28 protein-coding genes and 2 pseudogenes are annotated in these 22420 nt (G+C 41.5%); 4 read left to right on the top strand and 26 right to left on the bottom strand.

What is annotated here, in order from left to right:
- Positions 1-587 precede the first annotated feature (587 nt).
- From PGX00_RS03725 to dusA, 7 genes are all read right to left on the bottom strand, one after another.
- Positions 588-1358, bottom strand: a complete 771-nt coding sequence (locus PGX00_RS03725) for a phosphoadenylyl-sulfate reductase (RefSeq protein WP_272133003.1) — start codon at positions 1356-1358, stop codon at positions 588-590.
- On the bottom strand, positions 1351-3066 hold the full coding sequence (gene cysI, locus PGX00_RS03720; RefSeq protein ID WP_272133001.1) for an assimilatory sulfite reductase (NADPH) hemoprotein subunit: 1716 nt from the start codon (positions 3064-3066) through the stop codon (positions 1351-1353). The genes PGX00_RS03725 and cysI overlap by 8 nt, the downstream gene beginning before the upstream one ends.
- Entirely contained in the window at positions 3066-4877 is a 1812-nt protein-coding gene (locus PGX00_RS03715) for an assimilatory sulfite reductase (NADPH) flavoprotein subunit (protein WP_272137910.1), read from the bottom strand. The genes cysI and PGX00_RS03715 overlap by 1 nt, the downstream gene beginning before the upstream one ends.
- Before the next feature lie 123 nt (positions 4878-5000).
- Positions 5001-5231 carry a hypothetical protein gene (locus PGX00_RS03710; RefSeq protein ID WP_272132999.1) on the bottom strand — a complete coding sequence of 77 codons (231 nt, stop codon included), beginning with the start codon at positions 5229-5231 and terminating at the stop codon, positions 5001-5003.
- A 165-nt stretch (positions 5232-5396) separates the two neighbouring features.
- Positions 5397-6044, bottom strand: coding sequence for a TIGR04219 family outer membrane beta-barrel protein (locus PGX00_RS03705; RefSeq protein ID WP_272132997.1), 648 nt, complete (start codon positions 6042-6044; stop codon positions 5397-5399).
- Between the two features lie 85 nt (positions 6045-6129).
- Entirely contained in the window at positions 6130-6339 is a 210-nt protein-coding gene (gene pspG / locus PGX00_RS03700; protein WP_272132995.1) for an envelope stress response protein PspG, read from the bottom strand.
- 192 nt (positions 6340-6531) lie between these two features.
- Entirely contained in the window at positions 6532-7536 is a 1005-nt protein-coding gene (dusA, locus tag PGX00_RS03695) for a tRNA dihydrouridine(20/20a) synthase DusA (RefSeq protein ID WP_272132993.1), read from the bottom strand.
- A gap of 106 nt (positions 7537-7642) precedes the next feature.
- Here dusA and PGX00_RS03690 point away from each other — a divergent pair.
- Positions 7643-8706, top strand: a pseudogene (locus tag PGX00_RS03690) (site-specific integrase).
- Between the two features lie 100 nt (positions 8707-8806).
- Here the strand turns inward: PGX00_RS03690 and PGX00_RS03685 are convergent.
- The 19 genes from PGX00_RS03685 to PGX00_RS03595 form a co-directional block, all read right to left on the bottom strand.
- On the bottom strand, positions 8807-9781 hold the full coding sequence (locus tag PGX00_RS03685; protein ID WP_272132992.1) for a hypothetical protein: 975 nt from the start codon (positions 9779-9781) through the stop codon (positions 8807-8809).
- Between the two features lie 241 nt (positions 9782-10022).
- A complete protein-coding gene (locus PGX00_RS03680; protein WP_272132990.1) occupies positions 10023-10913 on the bottom strand; it encodes a nucleoside 2-deoxyribosyltransferase in 891 nt (296 codons plus the stop codon).
- 305 nt (positions 10914-11218) lie between these two features.
- On the bottom strand, positions 11219-11443 hold the full coding sequence (locus PGX00_RS03675) for a hypothetical protein (protein WP_272132989.1): 225 nt from the start codon (positions 11441-11443) through the stop codon (positions 11219-11221).
- Positions 11444-11537: 94 nt separating this feature from the next.
- Positions 11538-12041, bottom strand: a complete 504-nt coding sequence (locus PGX00_RS03670) for a structural protein (protein ID WP_272132988.1) — start codon at positions 12039-12041, stop codon at positions 11538-11540.
- A gap of 1 nt (position 12042) precedes the next feature.
- A complete protein-coding gene (locus PGX00_RS03665; protein WP_272132987.1) occupies positions 12043-12528 on the bottom strand; it encodes a hypothetical protein in 486 nt (161 codons plus the stop codon).
- A gap of 115 nt (positions 12529-12643) precedes the next feature.
- Positions 12644-13336: a hypothetical protein gene (locus PGX00_RS03660; RefSeq protein ID WP_272132985.1), complete on the bottom strand. Its 693-nt coding sequence runs from the start codon at positions 13334-13336 to the stop codon at positions 12644-12646.
- Positions 13333-13674, bottom strand: a complete 342-nt coding sequence (locus PGX00_RS03655; RefSeq protein ID WP_272132984.1) for a hypothetical protein — start codon at positions 13672-13674, stop codon at positions 13333-13335. The genes PGX00_RS03660 and PGX00_RS03655 overlap by 4 nt, the downstream gene beginning before the upstream one ends.
- Positions 13675-13817: 143 nt before the next feature.
- Entirely contained in the window at positions 13818-14231 is a 414-nt protein-coding gene (locus PGX00_RS03650) for a hypothetical protein (protein ID WP_272132982.1), read from the bottom strand.
- A 1-nt stretch (position 14232) separates the two neighbouring features.
- Positions 14233-14448 carry a hypothetical protein gene (locus PGX00_RS03645; RefSeq protein WP_272132980.1) on the bottom strand — a complete coding sequence of 72 codons (216 nt, stop codon included), beginning with the start codon at positions 14446-14448 and terminating at the stop codon, positions 14233-14235.
- On the bottom strand, positions 14448-14600 hold the full coding sequence (locus PGX00_RS03640; protein ID WP_272132979.1) for a hypothetical protein: 153 nt from the start codon (positions 14598-14600) through the stop codon (positions 14448-14450). Before PGX00_RS03640 ends, PGX00_RS03645 begins: the two co-directional genes overlap by 1 nt.
- Positions 14601-14901: 301 nt before the next feature.
- Positions 14902-15762: a major capsid protein P2 gene (locus tag PGX00_RS03635; protein ID WP_272132978.1), complete on the bottom strand. Its 861-nt coding sequence runs from the start codon at positions 15760-15762 to the stop codon at positions 14902-14904.
- Between the two features lie 253 nt (positions 15763-16015).
- Entirely contained in the window at positions 16016-16675 is a 660-nt protein-coding gene (locus PGX00_RS03630; protein ID WP_272132976.1) for a type IV secretory system conjugative DNA transfer family protein, read from the bottom strand.
- Positions 16662-17153, bottom strand: coding sequence for a hypothetical protein (locus PGX00_RS03625; protein ID WP_272132974.1), 492 nt, complete (start codon positions 17151-17153; stop codon positions 16662-16664). The genes PGX00_RS03630 and PGX00_RS03625 overlap by 14 nt, the downstream gene beginning before the upstream one ends.
- On the bottom strand, positions 17153-17554 hold the full coding sequence (locus PGX00_RS03620) for a hypothetical protein (RefSeq protein ID WP_272132972.1): 402 nt from the start codon (positions 17552-17554) through the stop codon (positions 17153-17155). Before PGX00_RS03620 ends, PGX00_RS03625 begins: the two co-directional genes overlap by 1 nt.
- On the bottom strand, positions 17544-17717 hold the full coding sequence (locus PGX00_RS03615) for a hypothetical protein (RefSeq protein ID WP_272132971.1): 174 nt from the start codon (positions 17715-17717) through the stop codon (positions 17544-17546). The genes PGX00_RS03620 and PGX00_RS03615 overlap by 11 nt, the downstream gene beginning before the upstream one ends.
- A 66-nt stretch (positions 17718-17783) precedes the next feature.
- Positions 17784-19499, bottom strand: a complete 1716-nt coding sequence (locus PGX00_RS03610) for a replication endonuclease (protein WP_272132969.1) — start codon at positions 19497-19499, stop codon at positions 17784-17786.
- A gap of 76 nt (positions 19500-19575) precedes the next feature.
- On the bottom strand, positions 19576-19758 hold the full coding sequence (locus PGX00_RS03605; RefSeq protein ID WP_272132968.1) for a hypothetical protein: 183 nt from the start codon (positions 19756-19758) through the stop codon (positions 19576-19578).
- A 2-nt stretch (positions 19759-19760) separates the two neighbouring features.
- Positions 19761-19946, bottom strand: coding sequence for a hypothetical protein (locus tag PGX00_RS03600; RefSeq protein ID WP_272132966.1), 186 nt, complete (start codon positions 19944-19946; stop codon positions 19761-19763).
- 10 nt (positions 19947-19956) lie between these two features.
- A complete protein-coding gene (locus tag PGX00_RS03595) occupies positions 19957-20214 on the bottom strand; it encodes a pyocin activator PrtN family protein (protein ID WP_272132964.1) in 258 nt (85 codons plus the stop codon).
- Positions 20215-20348: 134 nt separating this feature from the next.
- Between PGX00_RS03595 and PGX00_RS03590 the strand changes: the two genes are divergently transcribed.
- From PGX00_RS03590 to PGX00_RS03580, 3 genes and pseudogenes are all read left to right on the top strand, one after another.
- Positions 20349-20990: a LexA family transcriptional regulator gene (locus PGX00_RS03590; RefSeq protein ID WP_272132962.1), complete on the top strand. Its 642-nt coding sequence runs from the start codon at positions 20349-20351 to the stop codon at positions 20988-20990.
- A 448-nt stretch (positions 20991-21438) separates the two neighbouring features.
- Positions 21439-21893, top strand: a pseudogene (gene zur, locus PGX00_RS03585) (zinc uptake transcriptional repressor Zur).
- 11 nt (positions 21894-21904) lie between these two features.
- Entirely contained in the window at positions 21905-22366 is a 462-nt protein-coding gene (locus PGX00_RS03580; protein ID WP_272132961.1) for a chemotaxis protein CheX, read from the top strand.
- Positions 22367-22420 lie beyond the last annotated feature (54 nt).

The raw sequence follows: 22420 nt of genomic DNA, 5'->3' as shown, positions 1-22420 counted from the left end.
GGCTCAATGAATACTGACTTTAAATTGCCTTTTACTTTTTAGCCAAAGCCAAATAGTAAAGTGTTCTTTAAAGTTCATACCATTCCAACAGAATGGTATTTAAATAACTGTGTTCGATATCCGAAGACATCAAATTAGGTCACTCAGTTCATTGAAACCGATTTTTGATTTCTTGCCCGAAAGCAGAGAATCATTGTCGATTGTCATCAACGAGTGCCCACACAGATTGATATAGGTTTAAATTGTTAAAGAGCGTTGCTTCTAGGCTTTCCCTTGAAGCGGACGTGCATTCTAGCGATTTAAAGTGAAGAGTCAAATACTTTTTCATTTTAATTTCGAAAGGCTTTTTCAAGCTGCTCGTCTTACTGATTTATCTGCAAAGCCTTGTGGGCTCTGCCGTGTCAGTGGGGCGCATTATAGAGAGATGAATCACATTGGCAATACTTTTTTTGCATTTTTTTAAGAAAAAATAGCATTAAAATGAGATCGTCATTTTAAGTGCTATTTTTACAACTTTACTCATAACTGACTCACAAGTTATCCACAGACTTGTTCTTTTCTGATTGCAAAGTGAACAATTTAAATCCCTAACCCCCCTCTTGAAGGTCATCATCTTCATGAAGGCCACACTCTCTTTTTAATCCAAAAAAGCGGGTTTCCTCTTCACTCATTCCTTCTTCCCACTTTTTAGTCGTGTGGGTGTCACCTAAAGACAAATATCCTTCATCCCGTAGTGGGTGATATGAAAGCCCATTATCAACTAAGTAGTAATGAACTTCTTTATTCGTCCAGTCAGCGATTGGCAGAAACTTAAATACCCCATTTTGTATAGATAAAATTGGCAGGTTTGCTCTAGAACTCGATTGCTCTCTTCTCAACCCTGAAAACCAAACTTTAGCGCCAAGTTCGTTAAGTGCCCTGCGCATTGGTTCGACTTTATTAATCTTGTTGTACTTTTCTATCCCCTTTACACCTTGCTCCCATAGTTTTCCGTGCCTAGCCTCTTGCCATACTGGACTCTCTAATGCACTGAAGACCTTAAGGTTCAAGTTTAGATTTTCGGTCAATTCGTCAATAAAGCGGTATGTTTCTGGAAATAGATAGCCCGTATCAGTCAGAATTACCGGTATGTTAGGTTTCACTTCATTAGATAGGTGTAACATCACTGCGGCTTGAATACCAAAACTTGAAGATACAACATGATTCTCAGCCAAATTATCAATTGCCCATTTAACGCGTTCTTGAGCTGATAGAGATTCTAACTCCGCATTAATTTCTGCAAGTACTAAGCTTTGCTCCACTTTATTAAGTGCGTTCAGTTCGCCTAAACTAAACGCTGCAACAGGTGTCTTAAGCATAAAAGTCTCTCTTAGAAATAATTACTTCCTCTATGATTCCAGCTCTTATTGTAAAATCACCAAAGCTTTCATTTTCATTTCTCTCAGTCGCCCATAGTCCAACCAACGTATCCATCTCTTCTAGGATTTGCTTGTCAGTAATGTTCTCTTTATACATTTTTGGTACCCGCGTACCCGCTCGGTTACCACCTAAATGCAAATTGTACCGACCTGGCGCTTTTCCTACTAAGCCCACTTCCGCTAGCATCGCTCGACCACAACCGTTAGGACACCCAGTAACTCTTAGTATGATGTTGTCTTGTTCCTGAAAATTATGTTTCTTTAAAATATTTTCAACATCAGTAACAAATTGAGGCAAGAAACGTTCAGCTTCGGCCATTGCTAGCGGACACGTAGGAAATGCAACGCAAGCCATAGAATTTATTCTTTGGGATGACACTGTGTCATCGACTAGCCCATGCGAACGAGCTATAGCGTCTATTTTATCTTTTTGGTCCGGAGTGACTCCCGCCACAATGAGGTTCTGGTTTGCTGTCATTCGAAAATCGCCGGTATGAATTTTTGCGATCTCCGCTACTCCAGACTTTAAAGGCTTATTAGGAAAATCCAGTAATCGACCATTTTCAATAAATAGGGATAAGTGGTAATTGCCGTCAATACCTTCTAACCAACCTATACGATCCCCACGAGTTTTAAACTCGTAAGCACGACTATCAGAAAACTGAACGTTGGCTCTTTTCTCTACTTCCGCTTTAAACACATCGATACCAACTCTATCTAGAGTATATTTGGTCTTTGCGTTCTTACGATTAGACCTGTTTCCCCAATCACGCTGAGTCGTTACCACTGCTGCGGCTATGTCTAACGTTTTATCTAAAGAGATAAAACCAAAATCATCTGCCTTTCTTGGGTACGTTGATGTATCGCCATGTGTCATCGCGAGGCCACCACCAACAAGTACATTAAAACCGATAAGTTTTCCGTTTTCCGCAATAGCGACAAAGTTAAGATCATTTGCATGAACATCTATATCGTTGTTCGGTGGAATAACGACTGTCGTTTTGAATTTACGTGGCAGATAATTACTTCCAAGGATAGGTTCTTCATCTGTCGTTTCGACTTTTTCACCGTCTAACCAAATTTCAGCATAAGCGCGGGTCTTAGGTAACAAGTGTTCACTTATTTTTTTCGCCCACTCATAGGCCTCTTGATGTAACTCTGATTCTATTGGGTTACTGGTACATAAGACATTACGGTTTACATCTCCTGCAGTAGCAATCGAATCAATACCAATAGAGTTAAGCGTCTGATGCATCAACTTGATATTCGGTTTCAATACACCATGGAACTGGAATGTCTGCCTTGTCGTAAGACGAATACTGCCATAAGAAGTATGTTCGTCTGCAAACTTGTCTATTGCTAGCCACTGCTTCGGTGAAATAATACCACCGGGCATTCTTGCTCTGAGCATTACGTTATGTAATGGCTCTAGTTTTTGCTTAGCGCGTTCGGCCCGAATATCTCGATCGTCTTGTTGATACATACCGTGAAAACGAATTAATTGAAAGTTGTCAGCAGTAAAACCACCTGTTATTTGATCTTTCAGATCCGTTTCAATTGTTCCTCGAAGAAAATTGCTCTCTTTTTTAAGTCTCTCATTAGCAGAAAGAGGGCCTAATACTTCACCTAATACAACTTGATCACTCATTAGTACACATCCCTCTGATAACGTTTTTCTTTACGTAAATTATTGATAAATTCTATTGCAGACTCTTCGCTAAGCTGACCATGTTCTTTAGCGATAGTAATTAATGCATCGTTCACATCTTTCGCCATTCGAGTAGCATCACCACAAACATAGATATATGCACCCTGTTCAATCCATTGCCATACCTGCTCCGAATGCTCTAATAGGCGGTCTTGAACGTAAATTTTTTCTTGCTGATCTCGGCTAAAAGCCACATCCAGTTTCGTCAAAAGACCCGCTTTTAGGTATTTTTGCCATTCAACTTGATAAAGAAAATCTTGCGTGAATGTCCTATCACCAAAGAACAACCAGTTTTTACCTGCTGCATCTCTGTTATCACGTTCTTGTACGAAACTTCTAAATGGTGCAATGCCAGTACCTGGGCCGATCATAATTAACGGTGCGTTATCATCAACGGGCAGTTTGAAGTTATTGTTGTGTTCAACAAACACCTTTATTTCCCCATCTTCTTCTAGGCGCTGAGCAAGAAAACCCGAAGCTCCACCTAGACGTTTTTCACCCGCCTTTTGATACTCAACAAGCCCAACGGTTAGGTGCACTTCGTCTTCAACCTCTGACTGCGAAGAAGCGATAGAATATAAACGTGGGGTAATTTTGCGGAAAAGACTAATAAGCTCATCTGCTGTTAGTTTGGCTTTCTTCTCTAGAAGCACATCAATCACTTGAGTATTTGAAGAGTAGTCACGTAATTTATCTTTGTCTTCAATCAGCTTTTGTAGCTTCTTACTACCTGAAAGTTGGGCATACTTTGTGACGAATTGAGGATTGCTTGCCGTTATCTCATATTTGGAGATGAGCGCTTCACGTATCGACATGCTTTCACCTGAAACATCAACACTCTCTACACCAGATAATCCTACTTGACCTAAAATAGCGTCTGCCAGTTCAGACCCATTTTCATACCATACTCCAAGCGCATCTCCAGGCTGATAGCTAATACCTGAACCATCTAGATCAATTTCGATATGGCGAACATCTTTGCCTGAATCACGCCCTGTAATTTTTTGATTCGTAAGCAGTGTTGCTGTATACGGATTTTGCTTGGTATATTGACTGTGAACCGCTTGAACTAAAGGGGCTTGTTTTTCGACAACTTCGACAGAGCTAGACAGTGCATCTTTAACTTTGTTTAGTGAATCAGATATCCATTGTATTGTAGATTCTTCATAATCCACGTCACAATCAAGTCGCTCTATAAACGCTGTTGCACCTAACTTAGCCAGATAACTATCGAAATCCTTACCCGTTTGACAATAGAACTCATAACTAGAGTCACCGAGAGCGACCACTCCGTATTGTAAACCATCTAGTTTTGGTGCTTTTTTCGATTGTAAAAACTCGTGTAATTCAATGGCATTGTCTGGTGGCTCACCTTCACCATTAGTTGAGGCGACAAAAATAACATGTGTTTCTTTGGCTAAATTCTTGCCTTTGTAGTCACTCGCATCAAACAATTCAGCAGTAATACCTTGTTCTTCTGCAGAGGCTTTAATTGATTCTGCGACACCTTTTGCATTACCTGTTTGTGATGCAAAAATAATAGTTAACTTACCAGCAGGCTGTGAGTTATTTACTGCTGTTTGATTCAGCGATGTATTTACGCCACCGGGCTGTGTTTGGCTTAAACCCCAAAAATAACCGCTTACCCAAGCTAACTGCTGGGGTGACAGCTCTGATACAGCTTGTTGTAATAGACCTGATTGCTGATCATTTAACGGGCTTGCTAGTGCAGAGAGTTCCTTTGATAACATTGTCACGACATTCCTATTAATTGCGTGACTATAGATTAACCACTCACGCTAATAACAAGAAAGAATAGAAGTTCATGTTTTATAACTTTTTGAGATAAGAAAATTTGAAAGAAAGGACTTATGCTATTTTTCTTCAACTCTAACCTGATTAAATCCAACTGCCATTGCAGACTTTGAGGCTACATCCAAATCTAGATACTGACACCCCTCACCTTCAGAGTCCGTTAATAGCACCAGTCCACCATGAGCGTGCCTGAACTCAACTATCCAGGTTCCATCTTGCACAGAAGGTTCTATAATTGCTTCAATTAGTTGGTTTTCTTGATATAAAGTTCTTAATTCTGTCAACGTCATAGCAACTTCCCTAATCACCCAATAACTAGATGTTATGAATAACACATGATAAGCATGGCTCATAAGCGCTAATATGTTAATTATTTTCTAACTTTTATTCCTAACTGGCATAAAAAAGCACCACTTAATAACGTGATTGCTTATATAGCTTAAATATTTTACCGATTACAAAATGACGCTCATACCCACAAACCAACCATCTATAAACACCGTGGCTTCATTTTCTTTGTCTTCATTGAAGGTATAGTCCATAACTCGATAGCCAGTTCTAAGAGCAACATCTACTGTTTGTAGATCTAAGGTATATTCAAAGCCCGCAATGAAATCGGCCGTTTTCTTATTGCCACTATTATAAAAATCAAACTGACCAATAATATCTAGATTGGTATTAGGAATTGTTATTGCGCCGTTGGCGTAAAAGCTCCATGTGGTCATGTTGAAAGCCACATTTTCTTCGGAGTATGTATACCGGCTATTTTTATAATTAGAGGCATTAATACCTAAATCAAGAGCTAAGCTCTCGTGATCCATCACATCGTAATAAAATATAAAATCATATTTATCAAATGAAGTATGTTGAGAATCAATTTCACTATATCTAAACTTGAAATGAGGGGCGTATGGAAGTTCTGTTTCTAGTACAAGCGTTAAAAAAGGCGTTTTATCTTCATCGTATCGTACATCGCTGATCTTAGTGCTTGCCCACCAATAATCTAAACCAACCTCACCACGATAAAAATCGTCCGCTATTGCCGATTGAGATATCAGAAATATTACGCAGCCGAGCAACAGTTTTTTTCCAGTGTCTATCATCTCCTCTCTCCTTTTGTTAACTGTCCTAGTAACGTATTGATACTAGCACACTTAATAAGAAAGAGTTTCTACAAGTTTTTAGCGATTAACGAGTTGTTGTAATGTAATTTTTGTAAAACCACACACCGATTGCAATAACAATTATCCAAGGCAATAGCTTAATAACAAATCCTATCATTCCCATTAAAAACATCACAAACATCGTGACACCGAGCGCGATGAACACCGTCATCATACTGAGCCCAGTAAAAAACAAAATACCAACAAACATTATAAAAAACAGTAATTCGAACATAACTCTCTCCCGTTTATCCCCACGCGTCTGAATGATTTGATGTAGTGGGCTTTAAAAGTAACACAGCAGGATTCAAGCCACTTTTATAAAATTAAAAAAACCTTATATTTCAGATAATAAAAAACCATCAGCATTAAGTCTGATGGTTTATAACGCGCTAACTGGTAAAATTAACCACTTACATGGCTAAAATTACACATCTAATTCTTTCGGAATTTTCGCTAATGCGGTTTCTACAACTTCAATACCAGCGCCTTTTTTATGTGCATTCTCACTTATATAGCGACGCCATTGACGTGCTCCAGGCATACTTTGAAAAAGTCCTAGCATATGACGCGTAATATGCCCCAAATAAGCGCCTTGCTCTAATTGGCTTTCGATATAAGGGTACATCTCATGAACCACTTGGCTCCGCTTTTTAATAGGTTTATCTCGCCCAAAAATTTGTTGGTCCACTTCAGCAAGAATATAAGGGCTTTGATAGGCTTCTCTGCCGACCATCACACCATCAACATGTTGTAGATGTTCAACAGTATCTGCTAAGGTTTTCACGCCACCATTCAATCCGATATTTAAATGCGGAAAATCTTTTTTCAGTTGATAAGCCCTTTCATAATCTAAAGGTGGTATTTCTCGGTTTTCTTTTGGGCTTAATCCACTCAACCATGCTTTACGCGCATGAATAGTAAAATCGTTACAACCACCACTTTCATGAACTTTAGATATGAATGTGGTCAAAAACTCATAAGAATCTTGATCATCTATACCGATCCGAGTTTTAACGGTTACGGGTATATCAACCACATCCTTCATTGCTTTGATACAACCAGCAACAAGATCCGGCTCTCCCATCAAACAAGCACCAAAGCGTCCATTTTGTACTCGATCAGAAGGGCAACCTACATTAAGGTTGATTTCATCATAACCACGTTCTTGCGCCAATTTTGCACAAGTTGCAAGGTCAGCAGCATTTGAGCCTCCCAACTGCAGGGCAACAGGGTGCTCTTCTTGGTTATAAGCTAAAAAATCACCTTTACCATGAATAATAGCGCCCGTTGTCACCATCTCGGTATAAAGCAACGCCTCTTGAGTTAACAAGCGATGAAAGTAGCGACAATGTCTGTCCGTCCAATCGAGCATGGGTGCGATGGAGAGGCGAGAAGCTGCGTATTTACTGGTGTTATTAGGCGTTGTCATGTTTTCTCTGGTCTTGTGATACTGTATAAATATACATGAATTAACTTGAATTGCGCTCAATATCTTCTATCGGTACGCATATAGTACGTATATAAAGAGTAGGACAATGGCATCATTCAGCATAAGAAAACGCAAGCTATCAAGCGGTGAACTCCGCTTCACAGTTGACGTTATCGTAAAAAAGAATTCCGCGATTATACACAGAGAATCTAAGACATTCAGAAAAAAGAGTTGGCGCGTTCCTTTGCCATGAAACGGGTAAACGAATTAGAGAACAACGGTATATCATCCGTTAAATCCGTACCGTTATACGTACTACTCGATAACTTTATGAATGACAGAGATTTATGGGATAAAACTGGCCGCACAAAACAGTATGTCATTAAGATGCTTAGAGATTGTGATATTGCAAAACTACAAAGCAATGAACTTATGACGAGTGACTTGATTGAGCATTGCAGAAATAGAAAAGGTGCAGGAGCGGGTCCCGCTACTCTTTATCATGATATTGCTTATCTTCGCTCTGTAATGAAAAAAGCCAAACCTGTTTTTAATATCACAGCTAATTACTCTATTTTTGAAGAGGCTGTTCCCGTTTTAGTTGATATGGGTTTGATTGGTAAAAGTCAAAAACGAACCAGACGGCCAACAGCAACAGAGCTAGAAAGGTTAAAAGAAGGTTTAAAAAAACGCCAAAATACGAAGCCTAACGGCCAAAACAGAATTCCATTCATTGATATTTTGGAGTTCAGTATTTTAACTTGTATGCGAATTGGGGAAGTGTGCAAGATTAGATGGGACGATATACACGAAGAACACAAGACCGTTATTGTTAGAGATAGAAAAGACCCACGCAAGAAAGCAGGTAATCATATGATTGTCCCCTTGCTTGCCGAATCATTTGATATCGCAATGCGACAACCTAAAAAAGGGGCTTTGATATTCCCTTACAACCCTAGAAGTGTAACAGCCGGATTTCAGCGAGTAAGAAACGATTTAGGAATAGAGGACTTACGCTATCACGATTTAAGGCGTGAAGGTGCAAGTCGATTATTTGAGAAAGGGTATTCAATTGAAGAAGTCGCTCAGGTTACAGGGCATAGGAACCTAAATATACTATGGCAAGTTTATACTCAACTATTTCCTCATAAATTGCATGACAGACACTAATTATAAGGCCCTAATAAGGGCCTTATTCAAAATTAATTAAGTTTGATTTATATACTTCTATTATTGTCTCATCCACAAAAATCTCGTTTTTCGATTCCTATCATTTTTTAGCTACTTTGTTTATTTGTTCCAAGAGTTTAATCATGCCCTCAATAGATACATCTGCGGGGTGATTATTTTTCTTAACCAAACTAGAAACTTCGTCCAACTGCATAAACAGCCCAGCTAACTGCTTGTTTATTTCTTTTTTAATTTCAATATCTTCCGTACCAACCAAGGTGGAGATGTATGTAGCTCCTCCACCTAAAAAACCACTTAGGTGGGTATATCTAAGTTCCATCATCTGATGAAGCTTGAATTGACTAAAAAAGAAATACGATAAAGCTAGCATCGATATAGCACCTACAACCCTCCCTATGTAAGATTGAATAATCATCGCATTGCTAGCACCCGCATCTATCATTGTAAGCTTACTAATAATAAGTGTATTTACTGGCATGAGCGCTAAAATTAAGATGAATGCCCACAAATAAAATTTTTTTGATTTGGTGCTACTCTCTAGCTCAGACTTTATATTTTCACCAAAATTTTTCTGAAGTCCCAACTCAGATTTCAAACCAAGTAGTTGCTTGATACCTTCATCTACTTTGCTCTGAACTGATATTGTCAGACTCTGGATTTCATTTTGCATTTCTAATAGAACTTGACTCTTGAATATTTGCACCTCCTCCATCACCATTTTTTGCGGTGATAAAATATTTTCAATAAATTCTTGAACTGGTGTAAAAGCATCCATTCCTTCTTGGAAGTAGGGAATTACATTCTGACTAGTAGGGGCTTTAGCTATGCTACTGGTCCACTTTGCATTCCAAGCATTAAAGAAATTTGTGTCAAACTCAATTAACATAATGTTTAATTCATCCCAGCTTTCTGCGATTGCCAATTGGTTGCGCAAAGAATGATAAAACTGTCTTTTTTGGTCAAAGCGCTTTTTAATAGCTACTGCTTTTTGCTTGATTTCATTTGCATTTGAAAGTCCATTAATCTCTTCTTCATTAAATAAAAAATTACTCATACACGCAAATTCCAACTGTTTGTTATCACCGCGACTATACGCTTATTAACAACTATTTAAAATCAAAAACACCTAGTAACGTTAATACCAATCTCGCACATTAGGTACTCGAATATCTCCACGCCTGCCATTACCATGGCATATTAAACAAAAGAAAGGCCATTACTAATAATAGCCCTTCTTTTGTTTAAAATTTTTAACTAGTTTTTATGTAATTCAAGGCTTGATTTTAAGTGTTCTGTTAATTTTTTTCTAAATACGTTTTTCCGCTAATCGAATCCGAATACATTATTGTTCTTATACCAGATATATCGAATGGTAATTTTTCGCGTGCGTCGCTACATAGAAGTATTACTTGTTTATTTATAGCATGTGCATATCCCAACTCATAGAATACGTTCGGATTATCGGGGGATATTTCTGCGATAAGTAACGATGACTTCCTTATGTTTTCTATAATATCGGCTATTATCGGCGTATTACTGGAAATCTCATCTGCTCTAATAACTTCTATTTGAAGTTCTGCACATATTGGGAGTATCACATCTCGATATACGGATTCGTACTTAGGGCTAAACTCCATAACAACGAATGCTTTAGGCTTATTGGGTGTAATATTGATATCACGGATAGAAACACTTGAATTACCGTGAAAAACAATTTCAGGATATGATTTATATAAAGCCACTTGTCCAGACACAATTTCCATTCCTTCAATAAAAACCTTGGTTGAGTCCGCATTTGCCTCTATGCTAACTTGGAGTTCTTGGTCTTTTTTAAATGAAAATTGAGTTACTGAACTAGCTACAGGGATAAAAGCTTTAGTATAGTTATGCTGCCATTGAATAGTTACTTTTGGTATATCAACTGTAGTAAATGTAATATAAACAGGGCTAGTACCTTGCCCTAGTACCAATGAGAACGTAGTACCAAAGTCATTCAAATTAACCTTGAATGTAAATTTACCCGTTATAAATTCTCTATTAGTTTTATACGTTTCGTAATGAAGTGTTTGATTTTGTGACTCCTCACCACCTTCTTTACTGACCGACTGGGCAGGAGGGCAGTAATCTATTGTATTACCTTCTATTTTGTCGAACCCTTTCAGGTTTATCCATTTCTGTTCGCCCATACGACCCTACCCTTTTGATTTATGCTTTATTTGAGTTTTCCCTATCTTACTCTTTTTTTATTCACTCAATTTAGTATTACTTACATTTTGACTTTATTATGGTTAATTGTTTAAAAATGTATATATCGAGAGTTAATATCTTTATTCATAAGTACAAAAAACCACTTCTCTGAGTGGTTTTTTGTACTTTATACTCGACTGAAATAACTTAGCTTCTAATGTTATCTATTGATACCTGAATCTAAGGCAAGTAGTGACAAACCATTGTTAATGGAAACCTACTGACGCTGAGCGTTACATTATGCTCAATCATGTTTAAGCTCATTGCGCAGCGCTTCATAGATACCAATAAGCAGTGGAACAGTAGCGCCAATCAGTCCCCCGATTTGAACGCCTGAACCGGTGACCGATGCAGATATTAACTCTGGATGACCAGTGGCAAGTGCTGCGCCTGATGCCACCAATACTAGCCCCTTTTTGGTGCTCGGTTGCGATAAGTCGAGTCCAATTTTCTTAAAAAATTTATTCATAACAGTTTATTTCCTTTTAGCCATTTGACTGCATAGGCGCCTAGAATCGTTGCGCCTACACCAATTAGTATTTTTTGAAACATCTCTTTCTTACTCATGCCAGTTCGACTCCTTTTTTCGCCTCGGACAATGAGTAGTGACGCCCATTTTCCATGATGGACATGGCGTGAAGCATTCGAGCTAACAAATCATCGTCCCAAAGATTCAATGTGTTCTCTGAGTTAACACCGAGTTCTTTCGCTACGAACGTGATGTAGTTTTCTGTGTGGTTTTCACTCGACGGTGCAAACTTAGAGATGATGCCGCGCACTGAATTGAGGCCATACAGCTTTTCATAGTTGCGCAAGAGCTTCGCCCCTGCGCGGAACCCATATTTAGGATGTTCAAATTCTTCAAAGACAGGATCAATATTGGTGTCGCTTTCACCTTGCCAATTATTCCCCTCTTTGATGTTGAGCGGATTGTTGTTGCGTATCCCTCGATTCACTCTAGACATAGCGCCTCCGTTTAAATAGAGCAGTTCATCATTTGTTAGTTTTGGCCGAGTCACATACTTAATCGCTATGACAGCCAACACGCCAATCACTAGCATTTTCATATTAATTAAACTCAGGTTGTCGTATATCGACACGGTGAATAATGGCTTTGAATACACCGCCCATTGGAGGCCCAACAGGACTACCATTTTCGAAAATACCTATCCGCAAACGAAAATCATCGAACACGTTCATGTCCATATTTTCTACAGGGAAGGTCAACGTCATGATCCCACTGGTGTGATAGTAGAACCCGTTAAGAATGGTTAGCGGAATGGTGTCAGGAACCACACCCATGTCGTTATCTCTTACCACACCGATATTCATGGAATAGACCGCATCGGCATCTATCGTGTCGCTTTCAAAAAGGGCTGAGACAGATAGACAAATGCGCACATCACTGGCACCACCTTCACGGTCAATCACTTCATGAATCGCTTTGCCAAAATCAATTTCGTCTGTTCCATCTCGCAAATACTGGGCGTCTATCCACTCGGTAATGTCTTGCCTTAGAGAGTATTCACCCGAATCAATTTCTCTATCAAACACAGCAAAGATGATATTGAGCGGGGTATCGCTTCCACCCCCTCAAAGTTGTCTATTTTATCCGCTAGATATTCAATTTTTGTGCGTTGGGAGCCTTGCGGCATCTCGCTCAATACACTCATAGATGCACCTCAATAATGCTTACTTGGTCACCGACATCACCAGTTAACGTGATTTCAGCGGTTGTGTTTAATTGGAGTTTTTCCCCGCCATGAAGCTCAAACGCTCCAACTAATACAGGGCTAACATTGGTTGTCATTGCTTTGATGATGAGCGTGGTACGAGTTAAGCTCTCATCAATGGTGTGAGGCATTTCGCCTACGGTAGACTCAAAGCCATTAGCAAGCGGCAATGCGCTCACTTCTATGCTTTGTCCTGCCTCCACTTGAATGGCCGGTAGCGCATTCACTTCGATACTTTGACCGGCTTCAATTTGCAGCTCTGGTAGGGCGCTAACCTCGATAGCTTGCCCCGCTTCAATTTGAATCGCAGGAAGCACGTTAATATCAATGGACTGCCCCGCTTGTATTTCCATGGGCGGCTGCTTCACCACTTCCATTTGTGAAAGCTGTGGAGCGATATACTCACCATTGCCGGTGATGATTTCGACAACACCAGTGTCACCCAAGTTATCGACATACAACCGACCGCGCAGGGTGGCAGATTTAATCTGCGCCCCTTGCTTTAGAAGGTAAGAGCCTTGTCCGTCACGCAATCGAATATCACCGGTCGCTTGAGCAATAAATGCAAAGTCGCCCATACATTCAAACTGCAACGATTCATTGGCTTGCATTAGTCGTTTAATGGTCATGTGAACACCTCTCTGGCAACGAAAACAGCCGCGACACCACCGACAACAATGGCAATGGCTTTGACCACTTGCTGCGTGGTTTCAATCTGACCACCATCAGCTTGTGTGGTTGCCAATTGAGCCACGGTATCAAGGCTTTTGCTGTGCTGTGTGGCTGCGCTACTGGCTACGGCTGCTAAGTGCTGCGCATTCACACTACTGGCGCGCTCAACGCTGTCCATGGCGTGTGTGGTGACGTCGGTATTGCTATCAATGACGGCCTCCACTCCATCACCTAACGTTGTCATAGTGAGCTCGGCCATTTCCGAGGCTTTTTCAATGGCCCCGTGGTCGGTCATGGTGATATCAAGTTTGGAGTTATTGACACCGGCAACGGTCACACCAAGGTTGTCACCCTGTATCCCGTTCTGACCGCTAATACTGGTTGTTTGTGTGTTATTGGTACTGCTAGAACTGCCGCCCTTACCCATACCTAAACCCCTTAAATCTCAAGTGCGTGAATGGTTTCCACAATTCCGCCCTTATGTTCTATACGTTCGATTTCACTCGCCCCAATCATTCGATATATCCGACGCATGCCTTTTTTGTAGGTATGACAAATCAAGCGCTTGTGACCGGCTTTTTTCACCACATCAATCAAGGTCGGCATACATTTGGCTAAGCCATGGCCGACTGAAATAATGAGTAAATAGCCGTCGTTAGTGACTTGACCAATAATACGAACGGAAAAGCCGTCCCCTTTGAAATGGTAAAAGCTCGCGTGATGCCCTTGAACTCGCTCCACAATGTCGGAGTGTTCGAGTTTTGGATACGGAGCCCCATCAAAGGCCGGTTTAATGATTTCGCAATGCGCGGGAAAATCCGGCATCTCTGGGCGAATTAGTCGAATGCTCATGTTATTTCTTTCCGCGAGTGAGAAGGAAAAGCGCAAGCAAGCCAACCGCCCCAACAACGAGTAAGGTCTTATTGCTTTCACCTGCGCCCATATTTAGGCCGCCAACAGTGAACCCGTTGTTTGTGGTTGCGGTCGCGGTACTTGGCCCCGCAGCGCCACCCCCTGCATCAATCGGCATGGAGCCGCCACCGGTTAAAGACGTTAATGCACCTAGCATCAGTTGCCCCCTTTTAGCTTGCTGTAGGCATAAAGCCCCACACCACCAACAGCGGTGACCGCGATAAGCTTTTTGGTACTAGAGCCGGTAAAGAAGCCAGCCGCAAAACCGGCCGCACCACCGAGTAATGGATAAAGTAAAATCAATGGCATGATGGTTAATCCTTAAACGCGATAATCACACCCAATACGGCCAATCCCCACACACCGGCAATAAGCGCGGTTTGTGTGTTAAAGCCATAATTGGGTTGCACTGGCAACGGATTGACAAGCTCCCCGTGGGTTGCTGCGCGGGCTCGGACGTTGGACGCTGCTCTTCCGGTGCGGCTTCTTTGGTCTTTTCAACCTCAGAATCTACCCAAGCATTCCAATAGCGTTCGCCACCCTCAACGACCGTGTCCGTTATGCCGCCAAACCATTCCCCTGCATCATCAAGTAGAGACATAGCGCCCCCTTATTTTTGCGTTTGATTAGGAAGCGGTGCGACTTGGTCAACACGTTCAACAATCAATGGAATGGCACCCGCATTGCTTTTTTCCACTTCAAACTTAAATTCTTGGTTTGAAGCCGTGTTCATCATGCCGTCGGCCGCAAAGCCATAGCTGATAAAATCCAACGTGAAGTGGTCTGCCATGGGTTCAAGTTCGGCTTGCTTTAAGTCGAAATCGTTATCGGCTTTAGTTGCATTGAACTGTTCAATGTTGTCTCGAAGGACTCGCATACGAGTAATGTCATTGCCGCCAAAATGAACGCGCTTTAAGTTGACCGCAGGGCTACGCTCTGGATAGTCAAATGGAGTACGACCTGCGGCCGCAGCGTTCCACGTCAGTTCATTGATTTTTGGCATGTAGTAACGGGTATCTTGCGAAGGAAGCACATGAGCACGAGCGCGGATAGTCGGTTGTGTTACTGGGTCGCCATTACCATCAACAGAATTTGGTGAGGTTTTAAGCGTGATGTACACAAACCAAATTTCACCTTGAAGGGTGACCAAATCACTTTGACGCATGCCGATTTTAGTACGCGCTTTGCGCTCACCAAACGGAATGACATAACGACCGGCTTCTTTGTACACTTTGGCGTGGTCAGTAATGACCGCAAGCGACTTGCCCGACAAGGAAACGATACTGTCACCACCGTTGACCACTTCGATACGTTCAATATCGGTGGCGTCGGTGATGTTCGTGATAAGTTCAATGTCGTGATACGTTGGCCCAGGCACTAAACGCAAACTCGGACGCTGCCCCCAAGCGACACCTTCAACGGGGTCAAGCTCTTTGGCGCGTGGTGCAAATGGTGTTTTTACTAATTGCATAATGCCCCCGATTAGCCAATCACATCTTCAACAGCATCAACGTTGTTTGATGCCCATACGACAGCCGCAGCAACGGCCGCGCCTACAAGGATTGCTTTCCAATCTAGTTTCATGAGTAAAACCTTTTTCAGTGAATGAGAAATAAAAAAGCCGCAGCATTACGGCTACGGCTTTCAGTTCATCATTGGTTTCACTCTCTTGACCGAATACTTTTTGTGAAAGGGTTGTGACTAGATGTGATTAACTTCACAAATCACCACCGAATTGCCCCCCGTTTATAGTGCTTTCCGTCTTGAAGTAGGTATTCCAGTTTGTCTAATTTATCTATCTCCCTTGCGGCAATACCGGTCATTTTTTCTAGATATTGCGCACTGGCAAAGGTCTTTTGCATCATCACACAGGCAAATTGACAGTTATCAATAATGGTCTTTGAGACTTCTTGACCACGTTGGAAGAGGTTAATCGTGTGAATATTGTAAGAGCGGCCCAATCGCAAAAGCTTGCCATGATATCCCGTGGCTTTACCGGCATTAGGGCTGTGCTCGGCCACTTCTTCACACACCACTTTGAGCGGCTTAACATGCTTTCCGTCACCGGCTGCCCAAACCACTTTGCAAAACATATCGAAGTCTTTAATGGTGGTTTCTTTTTGTGGCTGCCAACAGATTTTAAAACCTTGTTTGGTTTCTCGACCGGCAAGCAGGGCACGAGAGAAGTCACCAAGCTTTTGGTAAATCCGAATTTTTCGGCCATGAAGATAACCGTCATACTCTTTTTTAGGATCAAATATCACCACTTGGTCAGTGGCTTGCACAAAGAGCTTTTTGGCCGCTGAGGACTTGCCACTTCCCGACATGCCAACACAAAAGATATGACCGTTCGACAACTTGTTATTGTTGTTAATGGGTTCCATCTTTGTCACCTCGCTTAAGCGCTTCTTTGGCTCTGGCGGCATCTATCTTGCGCAGTTCAATTAAGGTTTTGTACTGCATGAACGCCACAAAACAAAACGCCCCCGCCAGTTGCATTTCTGCGCCCCAATCTTTAAACCATTGAGGCGGCTCAACGGCATACTTCATCAATACCGGTGCGGCCGTTTCCACAAGTAAACCGCCCTGCATATCGTCCACGCCTAAACGCTCATCCGCCAGTTTCAAACCAAAATCAAAAGCCGCCACCCCTTTGGCCGCATTTTCCTTTGCAAGATTAAGCGCCACCGCATCAGCGGCTTTTTTGGCGTCCTCTTTGCGCTTTTGCGCGTTATCTTGAACTACTTCATTGGTGTCAAAATCTTCACCATCCATTTCAGAAATCAATGCGCTCACCGCTTCTTTTGAACGGGTTTCTTGCTCATTCATGTCTATGGTTGGGTTATCGGTTATCTGCTCCATTACGCCACCGCCCTTACTGCTTTAATTGCACCGCCAATCACCAAACCCACCGCAGCCGCAATGCCAATGCGTTTAGCGGTAAATAAGGGCTTCGTTTCCACTTCACTTTGTGGATCACTATCACTCAACGTTTGTGGTTCGTTATCACTCTCAATAGGGGTAAATAATGGCTCTGGAGGTGATTCAACCGGTTGATTTAGTGCTTCCAGTTCGGCCTTCACTTCTTCAAGAGGTTTATAAGCACTCATGACCGCTTGAACGGGCGGTTTAGTGCGGTTATCTAAACCACATTCGCAGCGACCAAACACATACTTAATGCGTCTGCCGCTTCCTTGATAAATGGCTTTAGGTGATTGGCAAGTGGTACAAACCACATAACCGAGTGGGGTTTTATCGGTCATTTCGCGCTCCTTTTTCGAGTGCGGCAAGGCGCGCATTAAACGACTTCAACAACCAAACCACATTAATCAATAGCGGTTTAATGTGGTTCATTCCCCAAGGCGGTTTAAACAACGTGGCCGCCTCTTGTGCTTCTTGAAGTATCACTTCCGTTTTGTTTTCCATGTTGGTTCCTCTGTCTCACGACGTTAGTAATTAGATTGCCCCTGATTCCCATCGTTGGCATGTTACTTAGTTCACCAATAAGCGGTTATTGGTGAATGAAATGTTGGTGTATCGGTCAATGGATACTCTTGAACCTCTCATCAAAGGCGGGATTAAGCACTGTACCCCTTTAACGCTCCATCCGGTCACGTCCATCAATGCTTTTTCTAACGGTAAAATTGGCTTTTCTGGTGTCTGGTTACAGTTATTTTCAGTGCTCCAAGGGGAGCCGCTCCGCGACTCTAAAGCGCGCTGTAAATCTTTGCGACGAACCAAACTGTATTGAGTTGCGGCCGTTTCTATTATCTGACCTAACCACGAAAACCCAATGACTTTACGAACGGTTTCACCGTACTTGTTTTGCTTCTCTTGATATTCAATTTTGGCTTTCGTCGCCAATTTACAAAACAGTGACCACTTAGAAGAGTCGGTCGCTTGCCTTAACTCTTCCAGTTCTTCGCTAATGGGTAGGGTGTCACTGGGGTTGGCTTTGCGTAGATTTCGCCAAAGTGATACTGGCTCACCGCCAAATTGCTGAAACTGTCTGATTCGATGAGTAGACGCCCAAGCCCGAACGCGATAAGCGTATTCTTCCGCCTCGGTTTCTGGCATGTGATTACCATTGATGTTTTTCGATATGTATTTGGCAATATAAGCCGTTGCGCCCCCTTTGGATGGGTCGCACTCTTTCACATCAAAGCGCTTAGAAATATCATGGCCTAGTTCGTCTCTATCTTCGGAAATGGCGCAGGTTTTTAAGATCTCTATTAACGTATTCTTTTCAGCATGAGAGCAGAATAAAAAGTAATGCCCGTGACTAGTGGCGTCTTTGTGGGGTTCGGCCACCCGAAAACCAAAGTATTCAATGTCGTCTTTGGCAATCATGGCCCGTGCATTCGCCCACTTATTCATTAGGGCTTGATGCCCTTCTTTAACGCTTGCACCATTCCACTTAGCGCTATTGCGGTGGTACTTGCTCGGCAATGTCCAAGTGATGAATAGCGCGGTATAACCTAAATCTTGCGCCAACTCTTCAAAGCCACGACTACGCACCATCATTTCAATGCGACGGTTTTCAGGGTTGGCCGTTGTACGCTTGACCACCTCGGCCAATTCGAAATGCTCTCCGGTGTCATTGTTGAGCACCACCATGGCCTCAATGAACTGTAATCCTTCGCGTTGCTTGCGCTTCCAATTAGTAAATGAAAGCGGAGAGACATAACAGGTTTGATGCGCTTTTTCGCCCACTCGCAAAAGGGTAATTTGAGCATACTCAATATATTGCGCCCTCAAGTGGGTGAGGCGCTTTTCAATCCACAATTCATCTTGCAGCTTAAGCAAGGCAATTTCTAAAGAGCGTTCTAGCTCTTCTTCATCTTTGCCCTTAAAAGTAACTGATGGGGGATTAATGAAAATGTCTTTTAACGTCACTGATATCTCGTTATACAGCTCAGTTAAGGCCTCAACGTAAGAGACAAAAGGAACCGCATCAAAAGACGCAATAGTTTTAGAATGTTCATCACTCACCACTTCGGCCAGTGTCGAAAGGGCGGTATCACTCATCAAAATGTCATGGGTTAACCGGCAGGGCTTCGCTTTTTTTCGATAGTCTACAAAGGGAAACTTATCTTCGATAAAGGCCGCATGCTTTAACCCAAAGTTAACTCCATCACGGGCGGCTCGTTCTAGGTTCTCTTTGGTTGGATTGGTGCGACTTTTACGAGATTCAACTTTACGTTTCACATCTGAGCGCACCAACTCAGGCAAACGAGGAAAAAAGAACGAGCGAATGTATCACCGTTAATAATGCTCATGACATTCATGATTGCACCGTTCTTTTTAAGCCATGTTTTTCACGCAACTTATCCAATAGATATAAACCGCGTTTGCACTTCTTAGGGTCGAAATCGACCATTCCCGCCATGCTTTCACATGGCTTGTGAATTGGGTCTGTAATTGGCAAATCAGCAATGGATTTTCCAATGTTGTAATCAATATCCATAGTTAAACCTCTAAACTCTCTAGTAATTCGATAGCTTCAAGCGCTTGCTCTCGTAGGTTAAAGAAAAAGACAAATTCATCTTCGCCCATCTCATGTGCATTAAGGTGGACATTAATAGATTCTTCGAAAGCCTTGGCTTCACTTGAATGTGAAAAATCAATGTTGATACTGTGTAGTGGTGTATACATGACGATCTCCTCAATGAATATTTACGCTTTCCCATTCTTCTCGGGCTTCTAAGTACTTCTTGTCGATATATTCACTTAAATCCTGAGCACGAACCAAGTAAGGTGCTTTTTCGCTGTTTCTAATTTTGAACGTAGGAAATGGAAGAGTTGCCGCACTTGCGCGCTGCCTTGCTGTTCTTGGAGTAATCCCTAAAAATTCCTCGGAAATTTTTTCCAATGGAATTTCAGTACTTTCATATCTAGCTAACAACGCAAATAATGTGTTCATTCTTTCTCCTTGGTGTACACTTGAGGTAGTTCTGAGAAGTTCAAACGACCTCAAATGTCTTCAAACTAATTTTGAATCAATTATGAGGAAGTGAAGAAAATAATCAACCCCTTGAAGAATCATAGAGGATTCAAATGAATACTTTTGAGGAAAAAATTCTGCATTTAAAAGAACTAACAAAAACGAGTAGCAATGCAGAGCTAGCAAAGGTTTTAGAGATCTCTCCAAAAACTATTTACACATGGAAAGAACGCGACAAAATACCTGAAAAAATATTTTTAAAAGCGAGACATTTGTCTCAAAAAGGTTCTTTTCCTCTAAAAAATGGAATGATTAGCCTTACTTATTTCGACGTAGAAGCAAGTGCTGGACATGGCTCTTTAGTCGAAATTGAAGCGTCTAGTGATATGAATTTCTCAGAAAAGTACCTACGCGAGGAATTACACGTAAACCCTAGTGACGTATTTTTAATGCGAGCCAAAGGGGACTCAATGTACCCAACTCTAAAAGACGGTTCATTGTTGATGGTGAAGCGAGTAGAGGATTTCTGTGGTGATGGTGTCTATGTATTTAGAGTCAATGGTCAAGTCATGGTGAAGCGACTCCAATTCCAACCGACTAAAATTACCTTTAAGAGTGACAATGCACAGTTCTATGAACCATGGGAATTGACGCACATAGAGATTGAAACAATTGATTTTGAGATTCTAGGACAAGCGGTTTGGGGAGGGGAAAATTATAATAGTACGTACATAGTACGTATGGGCTGCCTGTAGACATTGATATTACTTAACTGGCGGTCCAATCAAGCATGGGTGCGATAGAGAAACGGGATGATGGGTATGTTTTATTGGTCATGATGAATTAAGCTTCTTCAAGTAAATAATGCAATGAAAGTAATTGATACACAAAACTGATCTTGCTTTTCAAGGGCGCAGATTTTACCTCAAGTTCGCCCTTCACCCAAGTAAAGTAATCAAGCAACTCTATTCCTTATATATCAATGAACAAACGCGCTCACGTTTAGCTAGCCATTCTTACACAGCCCCTCCCCCTCTAATTTACTGTATTCAATTAGAGATTATTAACGTTTTTACTTCAAATATTGCTCATGAATTTTGATTAACTTGATCCATTATTCTCTTTCCCTTAGGGTATGCGATGTTTCCAAGTATTATGTTTGATAAATTAGTGTATTATTAAAACAAGAGTCCAGTTATAAAGGTGGCTGATTTGGACAAGGTTTTACTTGAGCATGTATCAAGTATTTGTGAGGCTCGGGGGTTAGGTTTACACCTCAGAGAAAAAGAGTATTTGAGCTTATTTGTACGAATAAAAGTGCATCAAGTGCTTATGATCTTCTAGAACAATTAAAAGAGAGTGAGCCACAAGCTAAGCCGCCAACGATTTATAGAGCTTTGGATTTTTTGCTAGAGCAAGGGTTCATTCATAAAGTTGAATCTAACAATAGCTTTATTTCCTGTTGCTCATGTGGTGAAAACAAGCATTACTCCCAACTTCTAATTTGTGACCATTGTGGTAATGTTGTTGAACTACAAGATGATAACCTGATGACCTTGCTTGCAGGCAATGCAGAAAAGCACGGGTTCAAAATAACAAATCATGTCCTTGAAACACACGGTACCTGCAAAACGTGTTATTCAAACATGGAACAATAAGAAAGAGAGTTATGCGCGCTGAATTTGTAAATCCGTTTTTAGCTTCTTTGATGAATGTTTTAAAAACTATGGCTTCTCTTGAGCTGAAGCCGCTAAAACCTAGAGTTAAGAAAGATGAGATCGCTCGTGGCGATGTTTCGGGCCTGATCGGTATGGTAGGCGATAAAAGTAAAGGATCGATGTCTATTACTTTTGATGAAGGCCTAGCGCTAGAAATCATGCAAAACATGCTTGGTGAGCGTCCAAATGGTATTAATGAAGAAGTCACCGATATGGTGGGTGAGATTACTAATATGGTAACAGGCGGAGCTAAACGTATTTTGTCAGATAGCGGTTTTGATTTTGATATGGCTACCCCTATCGTTGTATCTGGTAAAGGACACACTATTCGCCATAAATGCGATGGAGCGATCATTATCATGCCATTTACCTCAGAATGGGGTAATGCATTTATCGAGATCTGTTTCGAGTAAAAAATTCGAAAGCAAAGAATTAAAAAAGGTTGATGCGATGCATCAACCTTTTTA

It is taken from the genome of Vibrio algarum (assembly GCF_028204155.1).
GTDB lineage: Bacteria > Pseudomonadota > Gammaproteobacteria > Enterobacterales > Vibrionaceae > Vibrio > Vibrio algarum.
Note: the sequence above shows the minus strand (reverse complement) of the source record. Positions and strands in the feature narration are given on the sequence as shown.

Bases quoted from the DNA above. Each gene is read 5' to 3' on its own strand.
- PGX00_RS03655 (WP_272132984.1), bottom strand. From the start codon at position 13,674: ATGACCGACCACGGGGCCATTGAAAAAGCCTCGGAAATGGCCGAGCTC.
- PGX00_RS03710 (WP_272132999.1), bottom strand. From the start codon at position 5,231: ATGACGTTGACAGAATTAAGAACTTTATATCAAGAAAACCAACTAATT.
- PGX00_RS03615 (WP_272132971.1), bottom strand. From the start codon at position 17,717: ATGGAAAACAAAACGGAAGTGATACTTCAAGAAGCACAAGAGGCGGCC.
- PGX00_RS03605 (WP_272132968.1), bottom strand. From the start codon at position 19,758: ATGGATATTGATTACAACATTGGAAAATCCATTGCTGATTTGCCAATT.
- PGX00_RS03705 (WP_272132997.1), bottom strand. From the start codon at position 6,044: ATGATAGACACTGGAAAAAAACTGTTGCTCGGCTGCGTAATATTTCTG.
- PGX00_RS03640 (WP_272132979.1), bottom strand. From the start codon at position 14,600: ATGCCATTGATTTTACTTTATCCATTACTCGGTGGTGCGGCCGGTTTT.
- dusA (WP_272132993.1), bottom strand. From the start codon at position 7,536: ATGACAACGCCTAATAACACCAGTAAATACGCAGCTTCTCGCCTCTCC.
- PGX00_RS03680 (WP_272132990.1), bottom strand. From the start codon at position 10,913: ATGGGCGAACAGAAATGGATAAACCTGAAAGGGTTCGACAAAATAGAA.
- PGX00_RS03645 (WP_272132980.1), bottom strand. From the start codon at position 14,448: ATGCTAGGTGCATTAACGTCTTTAACCGGTGGCGGCTCCATGCCGATT.
- PGX00_RS03715 (WP_272137910.1), bottom strand. From the start codon at position 4,877: ATGTTATCAAAGGAACTCTCTGCACTAGCAAGCCCGTTAAATGATCAG.
- PGX00_RS03635 (WP_272132978.1), bottom strand. From the start codon at position 15,762: ATGCAATTAGTAAAAACACCATTTGCACCACGCGCCAAAGAGCTTGAC.
- PGX00_RS03670 (WP_272132988.1), bottom strand. From the start codon at position 12,041: ATGAAAATGCTAGTGATTGGCGTGTTGGCTGTCATAGCGATTAAGTAT.
- PGX00_RS03725 (WP_272133003.1), bottom strand. From the start codon at position 1,358: ATGCTTAAGACACCTGTTGCAGCGTTTAGTTTAGGCGAACTGAACGCA.
- PGX00_RS03595 (WP_272132964.1), bottom strand. From the start codon at position 20,214: ATGAACACATTATTTGCGTTGTTAGCTAGATATGAAAGTACTGAAATT.
- PGX00_RS03650 (WP_272132982.1), bottom strand. From the start codon at position 14,231: ATGAGCATTCGACTAATTCGCCCAGAGATGCCGGATTTTCCCGCGCAT.
- cysI (WP_272133001.1), bottom strand. From the start codon at position 3,066: ATGAGTGATCAAGTTGTATTAGGTGAAGTATTAGGCCCTCTTTCTGCT.
- PGX00_RS03600 (WP_272132966.1), bottom strand. From the start codon at position 19,946: ATGTATACACCACTACACAGTATCAACATTGATTTTTCACATTCAAGT.
- PGX00_RS03580 (WP_272132961.1), top strand. From the start codon at position 21,905: ATGCGCGCTGAATTTGTAAATCCGTTTTTAGCTTCTTTGATGAATGTT.
- PGX00_RS03660 (WP_272132985.1), bottom strand. From the start codon at position 13,336: ATGACCATTAAACGACTAATGCAAGCCAATGAATCGTTGCAGTTTGAA.
- PGX00_RS03675 (WP_272132989.1), bottom strand. From the start codon at position 11,443: ATGAATAAATTTTTTAAGAAAATTGGACTCGACTTATCGCAACCGAGC.
- PGX00_RS03685 (WP_272132992.1), bottom strand. From the start codon at position 9,781: ATGAGTAATTTTTTATTTAATGAAGAAGAGATTAATGGACTTTCAAAT.
- PGX00_RS03620 (WP_272132972.1), bottom strand. From the start codon at position 17,554: ATGACCGATAAAACCCCACTCGGTTATGTGGTTTGTACCACTTGCCAA.
- PGX00_RS03590 (WP_272132962.1), top strand. From the start codon at position 20,349: ATGAATACTTTTGAGGAAAAAATTCTGCATTTAAAAGAACTAACAAAA.
- PGX00_RS03625 (WP_272132974.1), bottom strand. From the start codon at position 17,153: ATGGAGCAGATAACCGATAACCCAACCATAGACATGAATGAGCAAGAA.
- PGX00_RS03630 (WP_272132976.1), bottom strand. From the start codon at position 16,675: ATGGAACCCATTAACAACAATAACAAGTTGTCGAACGGTCATATCTTT.
- pspG (WP_272132995.1), bottom strand. From the start codon at position 6,339: ATGTTCGAATTACTGTTTTTTATAATGTTTGTTGGTATTTTGTTTTTT.